The 19,313-nt window shown below is 43.6% G+C and carries 12 protein-coding genes; 1 reads left to right on the top strand and 11 read right to left on the bottom strand.

Features of this window, described 5'->3' with window-relative positions; translation table 11 throughout:
* Nucleotides 1-65: 65 nt before the first annotated feature.
* Complete coding sequence (locus DW019_RS05565) at nucleotides 66-1,658, bottom strand: Ig-like domain-containing protein (protein WP_118442769.1); 1,593 nt, start codon at nucleotides 1,656-1,658, stop codon at nucleotides 66-68.
* 163 nt (nucleotides 1,659-1,821) lie between these two features.
* Between DW019_RS05565 and thyX the strand changes: the two genes are divergently transcribed.
* The gene (gene thyX / locus DW019_RS05560) at nucleotides 1,822-2,463 is read left to right on the top strand and encodes an FAD-dependent thymidylate synthase (RefSeq protein WP_022377582.1); all 642 of its coding nucleotides are present in this window, start codon (nucleotides 1,822-1,824) and stop codon (nucleotides 2,461-2,463) included.
* A 403-nt stretch (nucleotides 2,464-2,866) separates the two neighbouring features.
* Here thyX and DW019_RS05555 read toward each other — a convergent pair whose 3' ends face one another.
* From DW019_RS05555 to DW019_RS05510, 10 genes are all read right to left on the bottom strand, one after another.
* Nucleotides 2,867-3,346, bottom strand: coding sequence for a hypothetical protein (locus DW019_RS05555; RefSeq protein WP_118442768.1), 480 nt, complete (start codon nucleotides 3,344-3,346; stop codon nucleotides 2,867-2,869).
* Nucleotides 3,347-3,400: 54 nt separating this feature from the next.
* Entirely contained in the window at nucleotides 3,401-4,792 is a 1,392-nt protein-coding gene (radA, locus tag DW019_RS05550; RefSeq protein ID WP_117478829.1) for a DNA repair protein RadA, read from the bottom strand.
* A 97-nt stretch (nucleotides 4,793-4,889) separates the two neighbouring features.
* Entirely contained in the window at nucleotides 4,890-5,303 is a 414-nt protein-coding gene (locus DW019_RS05545; protein ID WP_022377579.1) for a hypothetical protein, read from the bottom strand.
* Nucleotides 5,304-5,418: 115 nt separating this feature from the next.
* A complete protein-coding gene (locus DW019_RS05540; protein WP_118442767.1) occupies nucleotides 5,419-7,899 on the bottom strand; it encodes an ATP-dependent Clp protease ATP-binding subunit in 2,481 nt (826 codons plus the stop codon).
* Nucleotides 7,896-8,288, bottom strand: a complete 393-nt coding sequence (locus DW019_RS05535) for a GntR family transcriptional regulator (RefSeq protein WP_022377577.1) — start codon at nucleotides 8,286-8,288, stop codon at nucleotides 7,896-7,898. The genes DW019_RS05540 and DW019_RS05535 overlap by 4 nt, the downstream gene beginning before the upstream one ends.
* Nucleotides 8,289-8,334: 46 nt before the next feature.
* Nucleotides 8,335-9,618 (bottom strand): cadherin-like beta sandwich domain-containing protein, encoded by a 1,284-nt coding sequence (locus DW019_RS05530; protein WP_118442766.1) that lies wholly within the window; start codon nucleotides 9,616-9,618, stop codon nucleotides 8,335-8,337.
* 29 nt (nucleotides 9,619-9,647) lie between these two features.
* Nucleotides 9,648-11,537, bottom strand: coding sequence for an SH3 domain-containing protein (locus DW019_RS05525; RefSeq protein WP_182431052.1), 1,890 nt, complete (start codon nucleotides 11,535-11,537; stop codon nucleotides 9,648-9,650).
* A 14-nt stretch (nucleotides 11,538-11,551) separates the two neighbouring features.
* On the bottom strand, nucleotides 11,552-12,295 hold the full coding sequence (locus DW019_RS05520; protein ID WP_118442764.1) for a class I SAM-dependent methyltransferase: 744 nt from the start codon (nucleotides 12,293-12,295) through the stop codon (nucleotides 11,552-11,554).
* A 12-nt stretch (nucleotides 12,296-12,307) separates the two neighbouring features.
* Complete coding sequence (gene addA, locus DW019_RS05515) at nucleotides 12,308-15,859, bottom strand: helicase-exonuclease AddAB subunit AddA (RefSeq protein ID WP_182431051.1); 3,552 nt, start codon at nucleotides 15,857-15,859, stop codon at nucleotides 12,308-12,310.
* Nucleotides 15,846-19,244, bottom strand: coding sequence for a PD-(D/E)XK nuclease family protein (locus tag DW019_RS05510; protein ID WP_182431050.1), 3,399 nt, complete (start codon nucleotides 19,242-19,244; stop codon nucleotides 15,846-15,848). The genes addA and DW019_RS05510 overlap by 14 nt, the downstream gene beginning before the upstream one ends.
* Nucleotides 19,245-19,313: the final 69 nt, after the last annotated feature.

Below are 19,313 nucleotides of genomic sequence, written 5' to 3'. Positions count from 1 at the left end.
CACTGCCAGCGAATAATATATTACCAAAAAACAAAACCAATGTCAATCATTTTCTGAAATAATTTTTATTTGAAAGCATATTGCATAAAAGTGTAAAAGGCACGATCCCAGCACCTGTCATCATGACCGGTTCCTTTTACTTCCAAAAACATATTATTTAATCCAAGCAAATCACACTGATTAACAAATCTTCTTGCACTGTCATCCATCATATGATCCTGCTGTCCGGTGATAAAGAAGCACAACTTAATCTGACTGTTCAGACGATTGGCATCTTCTTGTGTCGTTACAATCGTCTGCTTGGTTGAAGCAAATGGTCCAGCCGAGAAGAATCCCATATACTGGAACAAATCCGGATGTTTTAACCCCAGTTCAATGGCTTCTCCACAGCCCATAGACAGCCCGCACACGCCGGTATGAGCAGCGCCCTTTTTTACCGGATAATTTTTTTCCATATACGGAAGCAAATCATAAATCACTTCATATTCGAACAAATAACAGTTACTCCACGAATTCTGAACAACCGGATTAGGCTCTGTATTTGGATATGTTTTACTTTTATCATAGTTAATGTTGCCATTCGGAAATACTACAATACACTCTTCCGCCTCTTTCGTATCATACAAATAGTCCATAATATTGTTTGCATGACATCCGGCTCCGGCTGAAGTCTTTCTTCCGCAAGTCCAATAATCCTCATTTTGTCCGCCACCATGCAGACAGAACAACAAATTATATGTCTTCTTTTTAGGATCATAATCCGGTGGAAAATAAATCTTGGCATGCCCTTCGCCGCTTTCACGGTATTGGGAAGGATATGTAAAATCCGATACCTCGCCATGTGCAATATCTTCTTTATAGAAATTATAACCATCCTCCGCAACAAATTCATCCGTTACACAAAGTTTATAAGTTTCTTTTTTTGTATCATCTGCCTTTGATGTCAAAATGAGAGTACACTTTCCAATGTGCAGAGGTTTTATCTTTCCTCTTGCATCAATAATTGCTACATAACTATTCGACGTAGAAACATTATAATCCGTAATGACTCCCTCCGACGGTTTTACTTCTTTCTTCACATCAAGGGTGCTTCCAAGTTCTACCGTATAATCCGCCTTATATGTAATTTCTACCGGCGTAGGCGATGGTGTTTTCGTTGCGCGCGGTGTTCCTTTAGGCGCAGCACTTGGTGTTGCAGTCGGATCAGTTATTACCGGCTTTGCTGTTGCCGTTGGTGCAGGCTGCTGTGTATTTGCTGCCGGTGCAGATGGTTGTATCTGCTTATTGATTGTCTTCTTTTTTGCTACAACCCTCACTTTACAAACTGCCTTTTTCTTTTTTCCTTTGTATTTAACAGTCGCAGTAATCGAAGCCTTTCCGGGCTTTTTCGCTTTAACAAGTCCCGTTTTATTTACTGACACCACCGAGCGCTTTGACGATGAAAAAGAAACTTTCGCCTTTGCCGGTTTCTTTTTCGCTTTCAATCGAAATCTTTGTCCGGTCTTTAGCGATAGTCTTTTTTTATTAAGCGTCACGCTAATTTTTTTTGCTACAGCTTTTGATGATGCCATGCTGCTTTGGAACGGACTGGCTGCTGTACTTACCAAAAGTGCGATAAGTACTGCTTTCGCTGTCATTTCTTTGTTTCTGCTTTTCATTCCAACATTTCCCCTTTACATATAATTTTGCATTAATTTATTTTAATACCTGATAATATTTTATCTATAATTAAGAACCCGGTCAATGTATTATGCTTGCAAAAAACTGACACATACTATATACTTAGCCTTAAGAAATTGATGAACAGAATGGAGAAGAATCATGAATGTAACAAAACCCAGTGTAGAAATTATTGATATGAAAGATTACGATGAAATGATTCGTAAAATAGAGAAAATCGGACGTGTATGCTACAAGAGCGAGGGAAATATTACGGAAGAGTCCGCGGAACGTTTTATCCGCAATATTTTGAAAAGAGGACATGAATCTGTCATCGAACATGAGGCTGTTACAGTCCGTATGATTTGTGACCGCGGTATTACCCATGAAATTGTACGCCACCGCATTGCCAGCTACAGCCAGGAAAGCACACGTTACTGTAACTACTCCGGTGACAAATTCGGCAACGAAATTACTGTTATCGATATCGCCGGTGGATTTTCTTATGATTTAAACAACGAAACTGATTTACAGAAATACGAAGCATGGATGCGTGCCATGGAAAATGCAGAGAAATCTTACTTTGAGCTGATTGAACTGGGTGCCACACCACAGGAAGCCCGTTCGGTACTTCCAAACAGTTTAAAGACAGAAATCGTCGTGACAATGAATCTTCGCTCCTGGCGTAACTTCTTCCGTCTGCGTTGTGACTCTCATGCACATCCGCAGATGCGCGAAGTAGCAAATATTGCCCTCGACTTATTCAAAAAAAGACTCCCTATCTTCTTCGATGATATTGACTAATATTATGAGGAGGGGCCCGCGAAGCGGGAGGAGTCCTGATAATTAATATTATGAGGAGGGGCCCGCGAAGCGGGAGGAGCCCTGATAATTAATATTATGAGGAGGGACCCGCGCAGCGGGAGGAGCCCTGATAATTAATATTATGAGGAGGGACCCGCGCAGCGGGAGGAGTCCACAAGTTTAGAACCGACCAAAAAACAACGCTTTCCCATCAATTGAAGGAAAAGCGTTGTTTTATTTGCGTTTGTTTCCATTACTATTTTATTTTTTGCAACTCTTTTTGACTGATTTCGTGCATAGCGTTGCATTTCAGGAGGTTCTTAGAAGAATTTTCTCTTAAATATGCAACTCTTTTTGACTTTTAAGACAAATAACGTTGTCTCACTGAAAGAATCCACAGATTTTACGATGCCAGCCAAACCGAACCAACAAACACTGCTGCCATAATCACGACACTGCAAACCGTTGCCAAAAACGACATTACAATCTTCTTGGCAGCACCGTCTACTTCTACCGACTGCAAAAGGGCAAAGTTTAATGCCCACGAAAAACCTGTGCAGGCACAGGTAACAGTAACCATCGTGGTAAACTGTGAGAAATCACCATCGAGAAGAACAATTCCAAGGTCCATTACGCAAATAAAAGCAAGGACAAAGAACAACAAATTGATATTTTTATCTGTCCACTTCGAAAACAGCGCATTGACAAGGCACAAACCTCCGGCGGTCATCAAGGTAAACGGAATCTGAGAAAGTCCCTCTACCGGATGAGAAAACCAGTTCATGACAAAACCAACGAGGAAAAACACCAAACCAATGATGCATTTTTTCCCATTGCCAAGCCAGTTGTTTACAAGTGTCCATAATTCTTTAAGTTGTTTCATTTCTTTTATCCTTCCTTTGTCTAATCATATTTTACACAAGCTGCACACACAATTCTATAAACCTGCGCAGTCTAACAGTTCTCTCACGTGCCTAACGCCAATAAGTTTAATTTTTTGGGTATCAAGATTGCCCGCTTTTTCAATAGAGACACGGTTACTCTCCGGCAGCACACACACCGTGTAGCCCGTTTTGATTGCCTCTGTTACACGACGCTCCGCCTGTGATACCGCACGCACCTCACCAACCAGTCCGACCTCACCAAACAAAAGCATGCCGCCTGGTAGACTCCGGTTATGATAACTCGACAAAAGTGCCGCCACAAGTGCAAGGTCTAACGCCGGTTCAACAACTCTCATGCCGCCGGCTACATTTACATAGGCATCGCAGTCTGCCATCCGCACCCCCATTCGCTTTTCCAGTACCGCCATCAAAAGATTCACACGGTTATAATCTGTCCCTACCGCCGTACGCCTTGGCATCGGGAAGCTGGTCTGGCAGACGAGAGCCTGAACCTCCAGAAGAAATGGCCGGCTGCCTTCCATCGTACAGGCAACCACAGAACCGGCTTCATTTGGGAGACGTCCCTGCATCAGATATTCCGAAGGATTTGGCACCTCCACTAAGCCCTGATTCTGCATTTCAAAAACACCGACTTCGTTTGTCGAACCAAAACGGTTTTTGACACCCCGGAGCATCCGGTACATCGCCGTTTTATCACCCTCGAAATAAAGCACCGTATCCACCATATGCTCTAACATTCTCGGACCAGCCACATTTCCTTCTTTCGTCACATGACCGACAATAAAAATCGTAATATTTTGACTTTTTGCCAGCTGCAAAAGTATCGAAGTAATTTCGCGCACCTGGCTTACACTGCCGGGTGCCGCATCCACACTTTCCTCAAAAACGGTTTGAATCGAATCTACAATCAACACCTCCGGCTTCACCTCATCCACCGCCTGTAAAATGGTACCGATACATGTCTCTGAAAACAAATACAAATCATCCGTAAATTTGCCAATCCGCTCGGCACGTAGTTTAATCTGTCTTGCCGATTCCTCACCGGAGACATAAAGCACTTTCGTACCTTCAGCGGACACCAGACGGCACATCTGCAAAAGCAGAGTGGATTTTCCGATTCCCGGATCACCACCTACCAAAATCAAAGAGCCGGGCACAATACCACCGCCTAAAACCCGGTCCAATTCTTTCATACCGGTCGGTCGTCTGCACTCTTTCTGCGTCTCAATCTCATTCATTTTAGCAGGCTTTGCTGCCATCGGCACAGAGCGGCGTCCGCCACTTAAAGAAGTTCTTCCCCGCTTGCCATTAGCAGGTGCTTCCACCATCGTATTCCACTCATGGCATGCCGGGCACTGCCCAACCCACTTTGAGGACTCACAACCACATTCCTTACAAAAAAATACTGTCTTTTCTTTCGCCATAGTCACCTTTCCCACGATATAATGTGCAGAAGCACCGGCAAATTCTTGCCGGTGCCCAAAAATCACTTCATTTCCTTTTCCGAGGTATCCATACTTATCAGCACTTTACAATCTTAACACTGGATTTCGCGCCTTCGTTCAAAGATAAACTCGCATTAAGTTTACCTCCGACATTCGTCGGGATTCTTCCAGCCGACACACCATCAACAACCAATTTATACTCGGTCGATGGCTCCATCTCAAGCGTGAAACTGATATCGCTTGGTGCTTCCACTTCAAACTCAACCACATCCGGATTACCCTTAAACTTTGTTACTGTAGAACCCGGTACCGATTCATACACTAACGTACCATTCTTCTCCAATTTGGTAATTTCCTTAAAAGTCTTGATTTTGTAGGTTGCACCCTCGAATGCAAAATCCGATTTTTTCGTCTTCGTATCCAGCAAATAATTGCCAAAACTTAACGTCCCATCCGCATCTTTGCGAATCAATTCTTCTACTACGCCCATCTTGTGATTCCTCCTTCGTTCACTCGTTGACGCCTTTTCATTGCAGCATCTTTTTTATACTTCAAGTATACAATATTTCGACTTATTTTGCCATTACTTTTTTGTGATTTTTTCTTCACTTTTTCTCATCCGCAAAAGTCTTCTTTTTTACTACAATTTTCTTCTTCGTTCCTTCACAAGAAAGCGAAACATCCACCGTATCTCCGATAGAAATATCTCCCATAAGCACAGCCTCTGCCAAAACGTCCTCAAGTTCGGTCTGCAAAGCACGGCGGATTGGTCTTGCGCCATAATCTTTATCAAAGCCTTTATCGGAAATAAAATCAACCACATCGTCTGCTATGCAAAGTTCCATATCCATCTGGTTTTTCACTCGTTTTGCAAACTGCTTTAACATAATCTTTGTAATATCTTTTATATTTTCCTTATTAAGGGCATGGAAAACAATCATTTCGTCCACACGGTTAATGAACTCCGGCTTGAAAATATGTTTCACTTCTTCCATCACGCCTTCCTTCATTTTCTGGTATTCCTCCTCGCTCGTCTTCGCCTGTCCAAAGCCAAGTGTTTTTGGAGAAATAATCCGGTTTGCGCCGGCATTTGATGTCATAATGATAATCGTATTTTTAAAATCCACCTTTTTGCCGTGGGCGTCCGTAATGTGACCATCCTCTAACACCTGCAAAAGCATATTAAAGACATCCGGATGTGCCTTTTCAATTTCGTCAAACAAAAGAACCGAATACGGCTTTCTGCGAACCTTTTCGCTGAGCTGTCCGCCCTCTTCATAACCAACATATCCCGGAGGTGAACCAATCATTTTCGACACGCTCTGTTTCTCCATGTACTCCGACATGTCAACGCGAATCATATCTTTTTCCGAACCAAACACAGCTTCTGCCAAAGCCTTGCTAAGTTCTGTTTTTCCGACACCTGTAGGTCCTAAGAATAAAAATGAACCAATCGGACGTTTCGGGTCTTTTAAGCCCACGCGCCCCCTGCGAATTGCACGAGCCACAGCCTTAACAGCATCATTTTGTCCAACGACACGCTCATGCAAAATGGCATCCAGTTTTTTGAGTCTCTCTTTTTCCGCTTCCTCCATCTGCTCTACCGGAATGTGTGTCCACTTGGCAACCACCTGAGCAATGTGAGATGGCAGAATTTTATCTTTTTTCTGTCGCTGTTCCTGTTTTAATTCTTCTTCTTTTTCTATTTTCTTTTCTAACTTCTTTTCCGCAGCAAGCAGCTCTCTCACGCGCTCTAAGTCACCGGCAATCAAGGCCTGCTCTTTCTGCTCATACAAATCTTCCCGCTCTTTTTCATATTCCTGTGTGCGGTCAGACTGTGCATAAACAGTCTGCAAATGGAATTTCGCAGATGCCTCATCAATCAAATCAATCGCCTTATCCGGCAGATAACGGTCATTCAGATAGCGCTCCGACAACTGAACTGCTGCCTCAATGGCTGCATCTGTAATTTCCACTTTGTGAAATTCCTCATAGCGGCTTCTAAGCCCCTTTAACATGCTAATCGTCTGAACAGCGGATGGTTCTTCAATGACAACCGGCTGGAAACGGCGTTCTAAGGCAGCATCTTTTTCAATATGCTTACGGTACTCTTCTCTCGTTGTCGCACCTATCACCTGAATCTCACCACGCGCCATCGCCGGTTTCAGAATATTTGATGCGTCAATTGCTCCTTCTGCGCCGCCGGCACCAATAACGGTATGCAGTTCGTCGATAAAAAGTAAAATATTTCCTGCCGCTTTCGTCTCGCGAAGAGCACGTTTAATCCGCTCCTCAAATTCGCCACGGTATTTCGAACCGGCAACCATGCCGGACAAATCCAATGTAAGAATTCTTTTTTGTTCCAATGTATCCGGCACCGCACCATCCACAATACGGGATGCCAGTCCTTCCACAATTGCTGTCTTACCAACACCCGGCTCGCCAATCAAACACGGATTATTTTTCATGCGCCGGCTGAGAATTCCAATCACACTCTCAATCTCATCGTCACGATTTAATACCGGATCCAGTTTTCCGTCCTTTGCATACTGCGTCAAATCTCTGGCATACTGGTCTAATGTCGGAGTACCCGAATTTTTCTTGTTGCGGGAACGGCTGGCAATCAGTTCATTTTTTGCCTGTACCATATCACCGCCGGTCGTGAGAATAATGTCTGTATAAAGCTTCTGAATGGGCGCACCTGACGCCAGCAAAATCTTATATGCCACACATGACGTGTCTTTTAAAATTGCTAACAGCATATGCTCGGTTCCGGTCTCTTTTAACTGCATTTTCCCGGCTTCCTCTGCCGCCGCCAGTAAAAGTGCCTCCAGTTTCGGCGAAGTCTCACCCCGCAAAGGCTCTATTTCGACAACATCCGACATACCGCAGTATTCACGAACTTCTATATCTATCCGCTCTTTGTCCATGCCATTTTCTTTTAACACTCTTGCTGCCACACCGGGTGCCGCACTAAGCCCAAACAAAAGATGTTCGCTTCCGACAATCCTCTGTCCCATACGAATGGCAAATTTAGCAGCTTTATTCAACGCTTTTTCTGCTTCCGTAGTAAACTGTCTACTCATAATGATTCTCCATTTCGATATCCTTCATATTGGTTATAAATTTCGTCCACTAACTTGTGTACATCTTCACGCGATACATTTTTACAAATCGCCTGTGCTAAAATCAAATCCATTGTCTGCGCCAGTTCCATGCGTGCTTTAATTTCATCCACATCAACCGCCACAATTGCACCGTGACGCCTATCAAGCTGCAGATATCCTTCTTGTCTGAGCATCGCATATGCCTTATTTACCGTGTGCATATTAATCCCAACCGTCTCTGCCATATCACGGACGGAGGGAAGATTTTCCCCTTCTCTTAACTCTGCCTTAACAATCGCATAAACAATCTGATTTCTAAGCTGGAGATACAATGCTTCATCACTGTTAAAATCAATGGATATATACATTTTTTATTTCCTCCTTTGTTCTATCCGCAGTATAACAGATAGCCTCTTAAAAATCAAGTTCCTTCCCTTTTTTATCCCGGCGCTTCATCGCCATCTTAAGCATGGCAATCAAAAGGCTCAATACCGTAACAATCAAAACAATAATCACTGCCATAAGGACTGTCGTGGAAATCGGAAATGAACCACTGTCATCTGCCGTTTCGCCCTTATTCACACGTTCTACCATCGTTCCGGTATATTTCTGAATCGTCTGCTCCGTACGGTCATACTGGTAAAGTGCCGCATCCCCGCCTTTTGGCTTCAGATACAAAAGCAGATAATTGTTATCCAAATCATGTTCCATCGTAAAAGCCGGCAAAGTAACACCGGAAAGCACAACGGACGATTGAATATATCCTTCCGGCACCCGCTCTAAATCATCGGGATTTGCAACCTCAAATTCATAAGAATTTTTGATAATCTTTTTATCCCCTTTCTGCTCGACCACAAATCCAACGGACTGCGTTGTATCTGCCTCATCTTCCCGGCTCTCGGTCTCTTCCTTTGTTTCTTTCGTAACCATCACTTTATATTCTCTCACACTGCCATCTTCCGCCGTCACAACAAACGATACATCATTATTTCCCTCAGAAAGATTCTCGCCGCCACGCACCGAAACCCTCGCTTTCTCATCCTGAAGCGCATACGAATAATACAAAGAATCCGAATTCGCATCTACCATCGCCTCATAAGCCGTAACTTCCGGCGAAAACTCCGGCGTCATCGAAACAGCGTCAAGTTTCAGCGTTTTCAGACGATTTTCTTTGGATTTTACCGGCGGTGCCGTCACTACCGGAACATTTGTTGCCTTCGGTGTAGTTTGTACCTCAGTATTTCCCGTCTTTTTCTTCTTTTTCACAACCGAAACCGCCACCTGGTTACTCCACATGGAAAATTTTTCGCCGCTTGCATTTGTCACCGATATATCTCCGTCTGCCCGGATTATCGTGGTTCCTTTTTTCTTTGCCTTGAATTGCAGGGAAAAGGTCTTTTTCGGCACTTCGACCGTATTTCCCGTGGAGGCAATTTCCAGCATGCCATTTCCGCCGCTTACCTTTTTGCCACCGGAAAGAAAAGTTAAAATCGAATCATCATAGGAAAGACGGAATGAAACATCCGCAAAGGACTCGGTAGATGCCACCTGACATACTACCGTCACCTGACTTCCCTTGCTTACCGTCTCTGACAGTGCCGATAACTGCAGCGAACCGCTCGCCGCCTTTGCCGTAACCGGCAGGCAAAATGCCATCATAAGTATCAAAATAATTCCTGCTGTCATTCTTTTTTTCATCGTATCGTCCCTTCCCTTTCTTGTCCTTTTTATTTTGGCATTGGGCTGTTTGCCGCCGGCATATTTTCATAAACCGGAATTGAAAATACCAATGGAGATTTGTCCATCATACCGGCATATGCCTTTTTCGTCTTAATCGATTCTTCATACGCCGCTTCCACATTTGTCATGTACTGATGGGAATAGCGTTTATAACTTGTCACGTTAAATTTTTCAAGATAACACGTATTTTGTCCCTTGGCAATATAGCCGGAACTTATGTACTGTGCGCCGCCGACAATCGAACGGTATGGGTCGGTCCAAGGTCTTAAATAAGTACCCGCCTTTTTATCACTCGCCCACTTCAGTCCGTTTAACACCGGTGTACTGCTGCTGGTCGCACCAATATTATAAAAATTATAAATCCCCGGATAAGAGGACACCGTACCGGTAACTGCCGTACTCGTTGTTGTCGCACTTGTCACGACTTCCTGTTTGACACGGCTGGCCAGATGATAAGGACTTGCCTTGCTAATCTTCGCTGCCTCCATGAATGCAGTCACATAATACATCGTTTTCGCCGCACCGGTGTTGACATCCGTATAGGAAAACTTCTTGTTGTAAAATGGTGTGTTGGACAAAATTGTATTGACACCGGATTTTGTCTGGTACTGCGACTGATATTCCAGTAACTCAAACATGTAAATACTTCGATCATTTAAATAGTTTCTGGGATCCATAAAATATGCCACCGCAGCTTTCGATGCAGCAACCCATGTGCTTCCGTCAAATACCTTCCACTTGCCGGTAGATGCATCGTATGCATCTTTTTCGGTTGACTTCCATGCCTTTGCTCTCGCATTGGAAATCAGGTTCACACCCGTTTTCGATTCCTCCGTTACAGCCGTATTCCAGTCAAGGCCGGTTTTATAGGCTTTAAACTGCCAATACGGATATGCCGAATGAAGTGCACGTAAACTCTGTTTATACGATTCCGGAAATCCCTCGTTTTTCATTGCCTGCTCAAACTGCGCATCGCTCATGGCAACTACCGCAACTTTTTTCGTCACCGGTTTCTTTGCAAGTTTTACATATTTCGCATTGGAATATCCGGTATAGGTCTTTCCCTTGTAGTTAAAACGCAGTTTATACCATCTGGTACTCTTTACTGCCACATCACTTACAATCGTAACTGCCGCTTTCTTGGCAATGGATACTTTTTTCCCGCCTACCTTTTTATATGCTGAACCGGTTCCTTTCTTTTTACGGATATTTGCCGCCTTTTTCACATTGAAAATCTGTGCATATATACCTTTTCCCGCTGTCAGTTTCACATATTTATTCTGCAGATATGCCTTTCTTGTTTTCTTTTTATATGTAAAAGAAACATGGAACCATTTTTTCCCTTTCAACGTCTTTTCACCAATTACTTTTATTTTCTTGCCCTTTGCAAGCGACATTTTTTTCTTGCCAACCTTATAAACACTCTTTCCATTTGCTTTGTAAAGCTTGGATTTTTTCAGCACCTTTGCACCCACTGAAACCGGCTGGTAGGATGTCTCATAGCGATAGGTAATCGTTGGTTCTGATGTAGATGCCGGTGTTACTGTCGGTGCAGGTACCGCAGTCGACGCCTGTTCAATCGCAATATAATTGGAACTGACAAAGCCTGTCAAAGTCGTGTTATCCTTTACAAAACTAACCTGATACCAGCCTGACAATTTCTCCAAAATAGTCACTTTATCTTCTTTCGCCAACAAAACATTGGCATTGTTATACTGTAAAATATCATAGGAAGTACCTGCCCCCGTGCGTACATTCAATGACGATGCCGTCACAATTCCCGTCTGGTTTGCCGCCAGTGAATTACCGCTGTGAAAAAACACCAGTCCACATAAAATTGTCATTCCTAAAATGGTGTAAAAGACTTTCCGGTTCATCGAATCTCTCCTTCTCATGCTTGTACAATTACATAAATGCGCTCACTGGTTTCATTTGGCATCTGTTTCATATCTTCATCCAGAAAAGAAACCAACGCAAGCCCATTTTTCTCAATCAGTCGTTTTAATGTGTCCATATCATAGGCACGCTGGTAATGCGCTTCCTCCGTGCGCTCATACAGTTCGGAATCTGCCTGTTTTCTAAAAATTGTGAGCATATATTCGTTAATATTCTGATCTTCATAAAAATAATTTTCCCAGATATAACTGACTTCCTCATCCTGCTCAACCCATGTCTGGTTGCCGATGATGTTTCGGTAACAGTACGCCGTCTTCAAATCGAAAATGAAATAACCGCCCGGTTTAACATACGTTTTCACCCGGCTAAAAAGTTTATTCATTTCCTCCTCATGAAGCAGATAATTCACGGAATCGCACACACTGAGCATCGCATCTACCGGGCCGTCCAATTCCATTTCTTCCATGTCCTGATGCAGATACAAAATATCGGAACCGCTCTCTTCCTGCTTCTGCTTCGCAATCGCAAGCATATCCACCGATTTATCCAGACCAATCATGTCATATCCGGCAGCCGCAAATTTCTCCGTCATTACGCCGGTACCGCATCCCAGTTCACAGATTCTTCCGTTCAAAACGCCCTTCTCATGCAAATACTGCAAAAGATTTTCAAACCATGTCTCATAGGGAATATGATTCATCATATGGTCATATACATTAGCAAATCCTTCATACATCATCTCAATATCCTCCTAACATTCAATTGTCTCACTCAGTGAGAAAGAATACAACAGGCATTTTACCACCTTTTTTCCTGTCATTTTTTCCAGTGCATCCCGGTATAACTCCATCTGTCTCCGATAACGCGATATAAGCACTTTTTCATCCCCGGGCTTAAGCGAATCGGTTTTGTAATCCATGAGCACAATTCCGTCATCGGTCTCATAATATCCATCAATGATTCCCTGAACCAAAACTGTCTCATCTTCCCCGCGTTCATCAAACAAATCACGTGCCGGATACCCCATAACAAACGGCTGCTCTCTGTAAAGACGCCCTTCCTTCTGTGCTTGTCGCATTTTTCTTCCTAACGTCGAGTCAAAAAAAGCTGACAGCCGTCTATAATTTAACACCTCGGTATCACTTTCGCAAAGTCTGCCGGTCTCAACTAACCGTTTTACTTCTTTACGAATCTGCGCCTCATCTTCCGTATTTACAAATTCAATTACCGCCATCACCTGATGCCAGATTGTTCCGTATAAAGCACCTCGGTTTGCCGATTTTTCTTTTGTCTCTGTCTGCATAAATGCAGGAACCGGCTTTTCTTCCTCCTTCTCCTCATGTGTTAGAATGGTAAAATCTTCCATGTCCAGTTCTTCCATCGACTGAATTTTCAAATCGGATACCGACACTTTTACCGGCAGTGGTTCCGGCTCCGGCTCATCCGCCGCATCCATCCATTCATACATCTCCTGTAAAGGTTTATCATAGCAGATGGTTGTGTCAAAATTATAAAGAGCCTGCTCCTTTACCGTCTCTTGTACCATACCATGTTCCACCTGTAAAATCAAATCATCCGTCTCGACTTCTACCAGATGAAATAAATCCGTCCGGATATGTACCGCCGGCAAGACCATATTGAAAAAGGTCTTTATTTTCTGCCTGTTTTCCCCGGTTACCGCCGCTGAATCCGTATTCTTTGCACATCCCAATAAAATCAATTTTTCCTTTGCACGCGTCATCGCAACATAAAGTTTACGCATCGCTTCGCCAAGTTCATCCTGGGCGTTTACGTATTTGAGATAATGGGTATAAATCGTTTTCTTCTTTGTCCTTTTTTCATTATCCACAACCGGCATTACCATCGCAATATCCGGATGAATCGTAAGGATGCTTTTATCCGGAACATGAATTGCGTGCCCCATGCCGCCGATTATGCAGATTGGAAATTCAAGTCCCTTACTTTTATGAATTGTCATAATCCGCACAACATTTTCTTCTTCTCCTGAGAGATTTACTTCGCCCATCTCCTCGGTCTGCTGTGAAATTTTTTCCAGATAACGAACAAACGAATACAATCCGTGATAGGTCGTCCCATCAAATTCCCAGGCAATCGCCATCAAACTGTCCATATTCGCATTTCGCTGCACACCATTTGGCATTAGGCGGACCGCCTCGTAAATTCCTGTATGGTCATAAATATCCTGCACAATTTCCCCGACGGCCGCATAAGACGCCTTCTTCCTAAAATATGAAAGTGTCTCGAGAAAGTGCTGCAATTTCTCATACAAAGCATCACTCTTGTCATAGGTTAAAATGGCATCATACAAATCTGCCGTGCGATTTTCCATGCGGATAACAGCAAGTTCATCTTCAGTCAGGGAAAACATTGGTCCAAGTAACACTGCTGCCAAAGGAATATCCTGATGCGGATTGTCAATCACCTGAAGCATGGAAACCATAAGACCGATTTCTCTCGTATCAAAAAATCCTCTCTTTTTCTCCATCACTGCCGGAATTTCATAATCCTTCAGTGCATCGAAATACGCCTGTCCCTGTGAATTTGTCTGGACGATGATGACAACATCCCCATACTCAGCCTTTCGGTACCCTTCTTTATCCTTCACATAAAGCGGCGTTTCCCCCGATACCATTTCCTGAATTTTCAGTGCTGCAAGTGTGCCCTCCGCCTCCATATTCTGCTTTCCTAAAATCGCATAGACGTCCACATTTTTCGCAATTTTTTTTTCTGTATTTTCAAAATCACTTCCCAAATGCAGTTTGGCTTCATCGTCGTATTCCACACCGCCGATATCGGTATGCATCATACGGGAAAATACTTCATTCGTACTCTCTAACACAATTTCTCTGCTTCGGAAGTTCTTCTGCAAATCAATTCTGCGGTATAACGTTCCCTCTTTTTTATTGTAGGATAAAAGTTTTTCGGCAAACAATTCAGGACGTGCGCCACGGAACCGGTAAATACTCTGTTTGGCATCTCCTACCATAAAAATATTCGGCATTTCACCGGCAAGCCCATCTCTCGAAACTGCATGAAGAATCGTATCCTGCACATAGTTACTATCCTGGTACTCATCAATCATAATTTCAACAAATTCATTCGCCAGTTCCTTCGCTGCATCCGTTCGGACATATGCGCCGCTCTCCTCATCCTTTTGTAAAAGAATCGAAATCGTCAACTGCTCTAAGTCATTAAAGTCGAGAATCCCCCGCTCCCTTTTTTCTGCCACAAACAGTTCATGCAGCCTTCTGGTCAGGCGGAATAACGCCTTCATCTTCCGGCTCGTATCCTTTAAATCATTAAGATGTTCCTCTGCCTCTTTATCAAAATACTGTTCTTTCCATTCCACCATGCGTTTTTCAGCATCCTTGCAGCTTAAACGAACGGCTTCTTTATTTGCCTTTTCCTCTTCCGTCAGGCCTCTTGGTGCACGGATTGTAAGTTTTGGAAGTCTGCCAAAATAAGCACGATACTTTTCATATCCTGAGTTCTCCGGCAAATCCGACAAAAATGCCAGCATCTCATCCAGATAAGGCTCATAAAAAAGCGGCTGGTTTGGTCCATGGCAAATATCTTTCAGTGCCTTGTATTCCTTAAGTATTCCCTGAAGAAATGTTTTCGTGGAAGCCAGTAAATTTTTTATAAATCTTGAATTTTCCCATTCGTCCACCGTCTTGACATCATAAAATGCCTCCATCTCATCCAGAAATCGGAGCGGAAACGGCTGCCCCATCATTTGATTATAAATTCTTCCAACCAGATTTCCCAGTTCATCATCACGGCGGTTAAACTCACTCATCCCCGCCAGTTCCAGAAAATCTTCTTCACCCTTTCCATACTCCTCCTCTAACAATTCATCCAAAACATCCTGCATAAGAAGTCTTGTCTCTGCCTCGGTTCCCATGCGGAAAGCCGGGTCAAGACCAATCCGGTGAAAATACCGCTTTACGATTTCACTGCAAAAACTATGTACGGTAGAAATGTGTGCAAGCGAAAGACGCCCCTCCTGCCGCAGCAAATGTTCATTTGACGGGTCTTCTGCCAGTGCTTCTTCAATACGTTCGCGCAGGCGGTCTTTCATCTGGGCTGCCGCGAGTTTCGTAAATGTCACGACAACAAACTGATCCACATTTACCGGGTCTTTTTTGTCCGTAATCCGCTTAAAAATGCGCTCCACTAACACGGCTGTCTTACCGGAACCGGCGGCCGCCGAAACCAAAATATTGCAGCCTCTCATATCAATAATCTGTTGCTGGTCTTTTGTCCAATTAATCGTCCCCATACAATGCCTCCCATACTTCGTCATCACTCATTTTTTTCATTTCACGCACACCATCTTTTTTCGACTCATGCCCGCACACACTTCCATACGGGCAATAGGTGCATCCATCGTTATCTTCATACACATATGGTATAGCTTCGATTTTACCGTCTAGAATAGCTTTTCCACATTCTTTCATTTTTTCCTTTGTGTGAGCAATCAATGTTTCAAAGTCCTTTGTGGAAAGTGTTCCGGAATTTTTTTTCAAAAGTCCTTTTTTGTCAACAGCCACCGGAACCACACCGGATTTTTGTCCGGGTATGAGCTCACCGCCATTTACTACCGACTTGTCAAGATGCCCGATAATTTCCGGCTCCTCATTCACATACCCTTTGCACTTCATGCTGTCGAGAACACGTTTTTCGTATTCTTCTTCGCTCTCCGGCTTCCAATCCAAATTTTTCTCTTTAATGGCATAGTAAAGCATCGCCGCAGGAACCGCCTCTTTGCCCTTATGCTCCTTTTCAACCATTTCTTTTGCCGCCTCCAGATAGGTCAAAAGCTGCATCTGCAATCCATAGTATACCTTTGCTAACAACAAATCCTGTGAGTCACTACTCTTATAGTCAATAATCTTAATCAATTCCTCTCCCGGAAGAGAACATAAATCCACGCGGTCAATCACACCATTGAGACAGATTTTTGCATCTTCATCAAACGGAATACACATCGATTCCCACTCTTTGTCATTGCCCCGGAATCCTTTTTCCGTGTAGGTCTGCACAAAGTCGCCCTCCTGCATCTGGTGCCACATCGCCCAGACTGAATGAACCACCTCATTTTTCAACCGCTTTAACATAAAGGACACTCGGTTCGATTGAAAATATTTTCTGCCCTGGTAGCGCTCTGCCACGGCATCGACACACTCAGCCGCCAGTAAAACCGCCTCTTCTTCGCTTAAATCCTGCCAGTTTTTGTTCCTTTGTTCCAGTTCATGTGACAAATGTTCCATCGCCTGATGGAATAAATTTCCATGATCAAGACTGCTGATTTCGTACTGCTGCCGTTCGTTCAGTAAAAGTCCATAGTGCGCAAAGAACGCAAACGGACACTGCACATACTGCTCAAATCTTGTCACGCTTCCATACAAAACATCGCCAAACAATCGCTTTGCCGCTTCTTTTTTGAGTGAATTATTTCCTGCACGTTTTTCCCGAATCCGCAGCAAATCTTTTAAAATACCAGGCGTTTTCTTTTCATAATGGGATGCAATTTCCCACCAAATAACATCCTTTGCATAAGTGCCGTCCGCCAGATGCGAAATCAAATAACTCTTTCCCTTATCACTTCCCATGATTTTTTCATAAGAAGTATCCATTTCCTCTTTTTCCACAACAAGCTTTGGAAACACCTGTTTAACGCGGTTAATCAGATAGGAAGGTCTTTTGCTCTCTCCCTTTGACGTCATAACCGAATAGGTAAGAATCACTTGCTCAGACGCTTTCGTAAGTGCTAAATACAAATAAAACTGCTCGTTATACGATTCTTTTTCCGCATCCGGTGCTAATGTTACGCCCTCTTTTTCCATGCGCTCCCTCTCACGCTCAGTCAAAAGTCCCGGTGCCCCTTTCGCCTTCGGAATACAGTTATCATTGACACCAAGGAAGAAAAGAACCTTAATATTTTTCAAACGGCTTCTTGTCACATCGCCAATCATAACCTGCTTAGCCGTTGGCGGAATAAACCCGACAATTCCTTCTGAAATTCCGGCCTCTAACATTTGTGTATACTCTTTAAATGTGACAATTTCATCTCCGAGAAGTTCCACAAACTCATCCCACAGATGAATCATCAAACGGTAAATGCTCTTATATTCTCTCGCTAAAATAAGCTTTCCATCATTTTCAAAATTCTCGCTCATGGCAAGAAGGCGCTCATAAATTCCGTTCTTCTCAACGAATCTATAGAAAATTTCCGTAAATTCACGAACACTCTTTTTACCGCCTTTTAATGCCTGCAGCGGCTCCGCAATAGAATTCACAAAAATTCTCCGGTATTCATTGACTTCCAGTAAATCCAGTCCGGAAACAGCATACTCCCATTCACTCTGATAGGCTGCCATCCCCCGGCATCCTCTGGCTATCACATAGTTTTCCAGGCAGTCTGTCTGCTCTCTTGTAAGCGGTGACAGGGCACAGCGTAAAAAACGGAACGTGCTCTCATAATCAAGTCTCTGCTGCGCCATATGAATAAAGGCTAAGAGGTATTCAGCCATCGCATTTGCCCCGATGCTTTTCGTGCTATCCAAAAAGTATCGGATTCCAAGTTTTTCAAACTCCTGCACTAAAAGCGGCTCATAAGCCGCTTCATCTGCCGTCACAACCGCAATGTCTTCCGGCTCATACCCCTCTTCTTTCATCAGCCAGTAAATGCGTCTCGCCACATAGGAAACCTCATCACGCTCCCTGTGGCACATCGTAATGTGAATGGACTCCGGCACTTTTTCCCACGGTTTAAGTCCATGGGTAAATAACCGCTCTTCCATAAAGGCAAGTTCCTCATTTTTCGCTACCCGGTAAGGAATTTTTTCCCTGCCAGCCCCTGTAATAACCGGCTCCTCTACAAGGACACCTCGTTCTCCTGCCATCTGCGTCAGACGGCGTATCGTATCAGCACTCATGGAAAACACACGGTCTCTGTATCCGGTGCGGTCTGTTGTTACCGTTATGTACATATCCTCACATACCCCTAACATTTCGCGCAAAAGTTCATACTGTGTCGGTGTAAAGCCGGTAAAACCATCTAAACAGACCACACAGTGTTTCATCATCTCAAGTGAGGAAACTACCCGTGTAAGCTGTGGCACCAGTTCCTCTGCCATCATATACGTATCGCCCATCCGTTCTGTAAACGCCTGATACACCAGACGGATATCATGCAGTTTCAAGCCAAGCAGTGAGTCCTCTCCGACTTTCTCCATAAGTTCTTCCAAAGCTTCTTCCGACACATCATACTGCGCCAATTCACATAAAAGGGATTTACATTCATCCAAAAATCCCGCTGCATTTAACCCACGTTTAAAATACAGCATTTCTTTTTTCTTTTTGGAAAATACCTGATACAAAATCATGATTTTTCCCATATCTTCCAAAACCGTTCGACGCAGCGCCGGAACCTCTTCAAAGGCACGGTATGCCAAACGGTGGAAACTGAGCACATCAATATTTAAAATCCCCTTATTTCCATTGAGGGAAACTAATGTTTTCTGGGTTTCTAATGTAAATTGATCCGGTACTAAGACAAGATAATTGATACTCGGATTTTCTGACGCATCTTTTTGAATTTTTTTGAACAGCCAGGTGCTTTTTCCACTGCCGCTCCCGCCTAAAATAAAGTGCAATGACAAACAAACTCCTCCTCTCAAAAATAGAATGCATAGCGGCAGCATGCCGCTCATATATTAACAGTAAGCACA

The sequence above is a fragment of the Clostridium sp. AF37-5 genome (genome assembly GCF_003477605.1).
In the GTDB taxonomy this organism is placed as follows: Bacteria; Bacillota; Clostridia; order Lachnospirales; family Lachnospiraceae; genus Eubacterium_F.
Note: the sequence above shows the minus strand (reverse complement) of the source record. Positions and strands in the feature narration are given on the sequence as shown.

What these genes read in the sequence shown, in the direction of transcription:
- DW019_RS05565 (WP_118442769.1), bottom strand. Translation starts at nt 1,658, where the DNA reads ATGAAAAGCAGAAACAAAGAAATGACAGCGAAAGCAGTACTTATCGCA.
- thyX (WP_022377582.1), top strand. Translation starts at nt 1,822, where the DNA reads ATGAATGTAACAAAACCCAGTGTAGAAATTATTGATATGAAAGATTAC.
- DW019_RS05555 (WP_118442768.1), bottom strand. Translation starts at nt 3,346, where the DNA reads ATGAAACAACTTAAAGAATTATGGACACTTGTAAACAACTGGCTTGGC.
- radA (WP_117478829.1), bottom strand. Translation starts at nt 4,792, where the DNA reads ATGGCGAAAGAAAAGACAGTATTTTTTTGTAAGGAATGTGGTTGTGAG.
- DW019_RS05545 (WP_022377579.1), bottom strand. Translation starts at nt 5,303, where the DNA reads ATGGGCGTAGTAGAAGAATTGATTCGCAAAGATGCGGATGGGACGTTA.
- DW019_RS05540 (WP_118442767.1), bottom strand. Translation starts at nt 7,899, where the DNA reads ATGAGTAGACAGTTTACTACGGAAGCAGAAAAAGCGTTGAATAAAGCT.
- DW019_RS05535 (WP_022377577.1), bottom strand. Translation starts at nt 8,288, where the DNA reads ATGTATATATCCATTGATTTTAACAGTGATGAAGCATTGTATCTCCAG.
- DW019_RS05530 (WP_118442766.1), bottom strand. Translation starts at nt 9,618, where the DNA reads ATGAAAAAAAGAATGACAGCAGGAATTATTTTGATACTTATGATGGCA.
- DW019_RS05525 (WP_182431052.1), bottom strand. Translation starts at nt 11,537, where the DNA reads ATGAACCGGAAAGTCTTTTACACCATTTTAGGAATGACAATTTTATGT.
- DW019_RS05520 (WP_118442764.1), bottom strand. Translation starts at nt 12,295, where the DNA reads ATGATGTATGAAGGATTTGCTAATGTATATGACCATATGATGAATCAT.
- addA (WP_182431051.1), bottom strand. Translation starts at nt 15,859, where the DNA reads ATGGGGACGATTAATTGGACAAAAGACCAGCAACAGATTATTGATATG.